The following is a 5,185-nucleotide window of genomic DNA, read 5'->3' as shown; positions in this document are numbered from 1 at the left end:
GGGTGAGCGTGGGCTCGTCTTCCTCGTCGTAGGGAGGGACCCGGACGGCGAGATCGGGACGGGTGGGTCGAGCGGGCGGCGGCGGTGCCGTGGCGACATAGTCGTCGAGGGAGTCGTGGATCCGGCCGAGCTCGCGGTCGCGCCAGGCGTCCAACGCCGCGTTCGCGACCTCCTCCTGGATCGCGACGGTCCGCCGGGCCAGCCGCTCGATCGCCGGGTCCTTCTCGTCCCTCGTCACCAGGGCCTCGAGGTAGGAGTCCTGGTCGTCGAGGAGCATGGTCGCCCGCCGCCGTGCCGACATCTCCTCCTCGGCGATGAGCTGGTTGCGTTCCTCGATCGCGACGACCTGCTCGTAGGTGGTGAGCTTGCCCAGCGACATCAGGAACTTGACCAGGATCGGCAGGCATTCGATCGCCGTGATGAACAGCAGCAGCACCAGGTGCGCGTTGGCGAGGGTGCGGTGGTCGGGATCGCTGGTGATGCGGTCGAGCGCCTCCATCCGGATGAGCAGCCCGGTGTTGTCGCCGTTCTGGCGGTTGAACGCCGCCCGGTCGTTGCGCTGCCCAGTCTCCAGCGCGGTGATCTGGGAGGTGAGCGCGGGAAGCTGATCCTTCGCGTTCGCCGTCGCACTGGACTGGCCGGCCTGCTGGCGGGCGCGCGCGGCGTCGATGGCGGCGGTCAGGCGCGGCTGCAACTGGTTGATCTGCGTCTGGACGCCGTCGCGCAGGGAGACCTTCAGGTTGTACTGCTGGCCCTGGCCCGCCTTGTTCTGCTGACCCGGGCAGTTGCCGAGGCTTTCGCAGAGCACGTCGGCGTTCGCCTGGGCCAGTCGGGTCTGCAGCCCGTCCATCTGCTTCTGCAGGGGCGCGACCTCCGGGTCGGCGCTCACGTCGACGCCGGTGGTGCCGATCCTCACCAGGGCGTCGCGCTGGGCCCGCAGCTGGGTCAGCTCCTGGTTACGTGGGTCGGTGGTGATCCGCTGCTCGAACGCCGCCGCGTCCTCGGCGTGCATCTGGGTGATCTCGGTGTCGATCTCCGGCTGGAAGATGCGCAGGACGAGTGGCGTCGAGATGACCAATCCGATGAGGATCGCCAGGACCAACCGCGGCAGCATGAGCAGCGCGTTCAGATACCAACGGTCCTGACGCTGCACGGACGCGACGAGCCAGCGGTCCAGCGCCATGATCGCCAGGCCCCAGCCGAGCCCGACGAGCAGGCAGACCACGATCGGCAGCTTCAGCGCCATCCGCAGCGCGAACGTGGACGAGACGGTGGCCATCGCCGCCGTCGTGAGGACTGCGCTGCCCACGCCCACGTACTTGGCCCGGTCGTGCCGCAGCCGGCCGAGGATCTCCTGGTCCGCGCCGGACAGCCAGAGCAGGAACCGGCTCACGGCGAGCCCACCCTCCGCCACGTCCGCGGCCCGGCGGATCGCCCGCGCCGCAGCGCGCGGACCGCCTCCCCGCACCTGCGCGGCCAAGCCCGACGCCCGTGCCGCGATGCGTCCACCGCCCGACGCGACCATCCCGAGGGCGGGGGTTTCGTCTGCCCGCCGAGGCTGCCCACCAGCTCGCCCATCGAACGCCACCACCCGTCGCCGTCACGTCCGCCGTCGGCGGTCGCCGGGCCGGGGCGGGAGTAGTCGCTGGTACGGAAGGCGTTGCTGGCACGGAAGGCGTTGCTGGCACGGAAGGCGTTGCTGGCACGGAAGGCGTTGCGTGGGGCCATGGGTCCGACGCCGGCCGAGGGCGCGGACGCTGTCGGGAGGGGGAGGGCGGCGATCCGACCCAGGGCCTGCGTGGCGGGCAGCCGGCGCACCCCGCGGGTGCGCGGGTCCCGCAGGAGGGGCTCGCCGATGTCGGTCCGCGACGGCGCCGGCACTTCCAGCAGGACGATGACCGGCGGCGCGATGACCCGGACGAAGTTCGTCCTGCTCTGGTCCGCCCCGGCGGGCTCGGCGGCCGGCAGGGAGTACGCGAAGCCGGGCGGCTGTGGCGGAAGGTCGTCTTCGTGTGGCGTGGCCATCCTCGTTCCGTCCGCAAGGGGCCAGCAAGATCATTACCCGCGGGGGCGAAGTGAGGTCCCGATGTGCCGCTACGTCCGGGTTCATGCGGACGCGAAAGCATCTCTCCCCCCGAGAGCTTGTTCATAGTACGCGCCACGGTGCGCGGAGCGACCAAGCCGATGCCTGTCGTGGCGTCTGCCATGACGCCGCGGATGGACGCGGCGTCCCACGTCGGCCACTCAACTCGTCGCATCGGACGAACTACGGATGGTCCCGGGTCGACGCGGTTCCTGAGGCGCTGCCGCTGTGCTGTAAGCTGGCACCGCCGGCCACCACGGTGGCCGGCGCGCGCTCGTAGCTCAACGGACAGAGCATCTGACTACGGATCAGAAGGTTGGGGGTTCGATTCCCTCCGAGCGCACGCACGGTTGAGACAGGCCGGAGCCCCGCACCCCCATCCAAGGTGCGGGGCTCTGCCGCTTCCAGACCGCGAGTACTGCCATTTGTACTGCCATTGCCTCGGCAGTACTGCCGGACACCTCAAGCGGCGTCCCTCTCGCCCTCACTCTCTGTAGTTTCGGCCGGGGTCTGAAGCCGGGTGAGGATGTCGTGCATGCTGCTGGCCGTCCCGCGCCGAACGTCATCCAGGACGGCAACGTAGATGTCGGCGGTCGTGGCAAGTCGGGTGTGCTCCACTTACATCCGCCCGCGTACCGCGACCCACCGCAGACGGACGTTGCGCGGGTTGTCCCTGGATCCGTTCGCGATCGTGACGCCAGTCCCAGATCGGCCACCAGATGATCTACATATACGCCGGGGACCCGCTGCCCGAACCGGCAAGACGTTGACCGACGAGCGCCGCCTGGCCTTTCGCTCAGTCACCGCTGATGCGTCCGGAGCAATGAGACGATCACTGTGGGTACTACGAGAACCGCCTCTGAACCCATCGACTTCAGGCCCCTCTCATCGACCAGTTCCCAGCGCTGCCGAGCGTCCGTCGATGCAAGAGCTGCGCCGCGAGACAGCTGAGCATGGCGCTGGCACGCCATGCTCGTCGGCGCGTCGTGACCTGAGCGCCCAGCTTGACGAGGCGCCACTGGGTGGCTGGATGATCGGTGCAGCAATGGGCAGCAGATATCGGTACTCTCATGAACGTGCCCGAAGGTCGGCCCGCGGTGCCCGCGGGGATGAAGCGCGAGGTCCTCGTGGAAGCGGGACACCGTTGCGCGATCCCTACTTGCAAGGCAACCACCACCGAGATCGCGCATATTGTGCCGTGGGAAAAGGTGAGGGAGCACACGTTCGAGAACCTGATCGCGTTGTGTCCAAACTGTCATACCAGATTTGATAAGGGTGATATCGACCGACGGTCGATGCAACAATACAAGGCCAATTTGTCGGGGATTGTTGATCTCGGAAAGATTCGAGCGCCCGGCGACCCTCTTAGGGGTCTTTACAGGGTGCGCGATGCGAACCCGCGCAGCTTAGGCGTGCATGCCGCAATCGACGTTCCTGGCGCTGTTGGCGAGCTGCCCAGATACGTACCTCGCGACATCGACGTACGGTTACGCTCTGCTGTCCGGATCGGCTCCGGTTTCTTGCTGCTAATCGGATCGTCCTCGGTAGGAAAGACACGCTGCGCCTATGAGGCGCTGCTTGCCGAACATCCCGACTGGCTACTCTTCCATCCACCCGACCTAGCCCACTTGGATGCGTTTGCTGCTGCGCCCACCTCGCACACGGTCGTCTGGCTGGACGAGCTTCAACGATACCTTGCCGCCGGACTAAATTCGTCCACCGTTCGAGCGCTACGAAACGTCCGGCAGCCAATATTGATCGTTGGCACGTTGTGGCCTGATGCCTACCATACGTTCGGAACTCCACCACCACTCGATGCACACGATGATCCTTTCTTTCGGCAGCGGGATGTCCTCGGCCTAGCCACCGTCATGGTCGTCAGCCCGGTACTGTCCACCGCCGAACTTGATCACGCCGTCCTCGCCGCTGCCACTGACCCGCGGCTGGCAGCCACCCTCAATTCCAGCTACGGCATGACCCAGGCCCTGTCCGCCGCTCCCGAACTGATCCACCGATGGGAGGCAGCTCCCAACCGTCACACCTGGGCATTGATTGCCGCCGCCACAGACGCCCGCCGTGTCGGCGTGCGATCGCCCCTATCCGCAGACCTGCTGCGCGCCTCAATCCCGGGCTACCTCACCCCAACCGAACGGGCCAAGGCGCCGATCAACTGGTTCGAGACTGCTCTCAGCTATGCGACCACAGAACTACACGGCGCCGCGTCTGTGTTGGCACCCGTAGCAGAAGAAATGGGTGCTCCTACCGGATACTCCGTCGCAGATTATGTTTACCAGCACGCCCTCCAAACCCGTAGATCCGCAGTGCCGCCAGAAACGGCGTGGATTGCCTACGTCGAGCACCTTTCAGACAGTGCAGATCGCCTGGCAGTTGCAGATTCGGCTGAGGACCGGAAATTGTACCATCAGGCGGAACGCCTCTACCGATCAGTCGGCCCAGTTGCCTTGCCTTCTTTGGCTCTTCTTCAGTTCAAAGCCGGACGGAACTCTGAGGCAGAAGATTCCTGGCGTGCGGCGATCACGGCTATCGATGATCCGAACAGTCGGATCTGGCTAGCCGGTAGATTGGCGGACCGGGATCGCTTCGATGAAGCAGAACAGTTACTCCGTGAGGCGATCGCGGCAGGCCTGGTCGACGGACGAAGCCGCCTTGGTAGCCTTTTGGAGAAATTGGGCCGGCTCGACGAGGCGGAACAAGTATTCCGGGAGGGAGTGGCCGGAATTGATCCCGATGCCTGGTTTGGCCTGGCGGAGGTTCTCAAGAAACAGGGTCGAATTGATGAGGCCGAAAACGTGCTTCGTGAGGCGATCGCCACCGGCGGATTCGACGAGTCGGCCGGTGGCGGGGGTGGGCCCCGGTATTGGCTGACAGTCCTATTGCGTGACCAGGGCCGTTGTGAGGATGCCGAGCGGGTGTGTCGCGATGGCGTGGCTGCCGGCGTTCCGGAGTCTCGGTACTGAGCCTTTCCCTGCAACGGGCCGTCACACTCCGCGTTCGATCACTATCTGTGACGGGCGGAGGGGGGTAGGCAGGGAAACGCGGGGCCTCGGTAGGAAGTAGTCCTTCCACAGAGCAACTTCCGAG

3 protein-coding genes and 1 tRNA gene are annotated in these 5,185 nt (G+C 66.1%); 2 read left to right on the top strand and 2 right to left on the bottom strand.

Going from position 1 to position 5,185, the window contains the following annotated elements:
• Both NBZ85_RS27340 and NBZ85_RS27335 read right to left on the bottom strand, forming a co-directional pair.
• Positions 1-1,393: DUF4407 domain-containing protein (locus NBZ85_RS27340; RefSeq protein ID WP_261562887.1), on the bottom strand; the 1,393-nt coding region annotated here is incomplete at its 3' end.
• On the bottom strand, positions 1,390-2,025 hold the full coding sequence (locus tag NBZ85_RS27335; protein ID WP_261562885.1) for a hypothetical protein: 636 nt from the start codon (positions 2,023-2,025) through the stop codon (positions 1,390-1,392). The genes NBZ85_RS27340 and NBZ85_RS27335, both read right to left, overlap by 4 nt.
• A gap of 328 nt (positions 2,026-2,353) precedes the next feature.
• On the opposite strand from NBZ85_RS27335, the gene NBZ85_RS27330 reads away from it, so the two are divergent.
• Together NBZ85_RS27330 and NBZ85_RS27325 are read left to right on the top strand one after the other, a co-directional pair.
• Positions 2,354-2,426, top strand: a tRNA-Arg gene (locus NBZ85_RS27330).
• 766 nt (positions 2,427-3,192) lie between these two features.
• On the top strand, positions 3,193-5,061 hold the full coding sequence (locus NBZ85_RS27325; RefSeq protein WP_261562884.1) for a tetratricopeptide repeat protein: 1,869 nt from the start codon (positions 3,193-3,195) through the stop codon (positions 5,059-5,061).
• Positions 5,062-5,185 lie beyond the last annotated feature (124 nt).

The organism is Frankia tisae, assembly GCF_025403405.1.
In the GTDB taxonomy this organism is placed as follows: domain Bacteria; phylum Actinomycetota; class Actinomycetes; order Frankiales; family Frankiaceae; genus Frankia; species Frankia tisai.
This window is presented reverse-complemented; position numbering and strand designations above follow the sequence as displayed.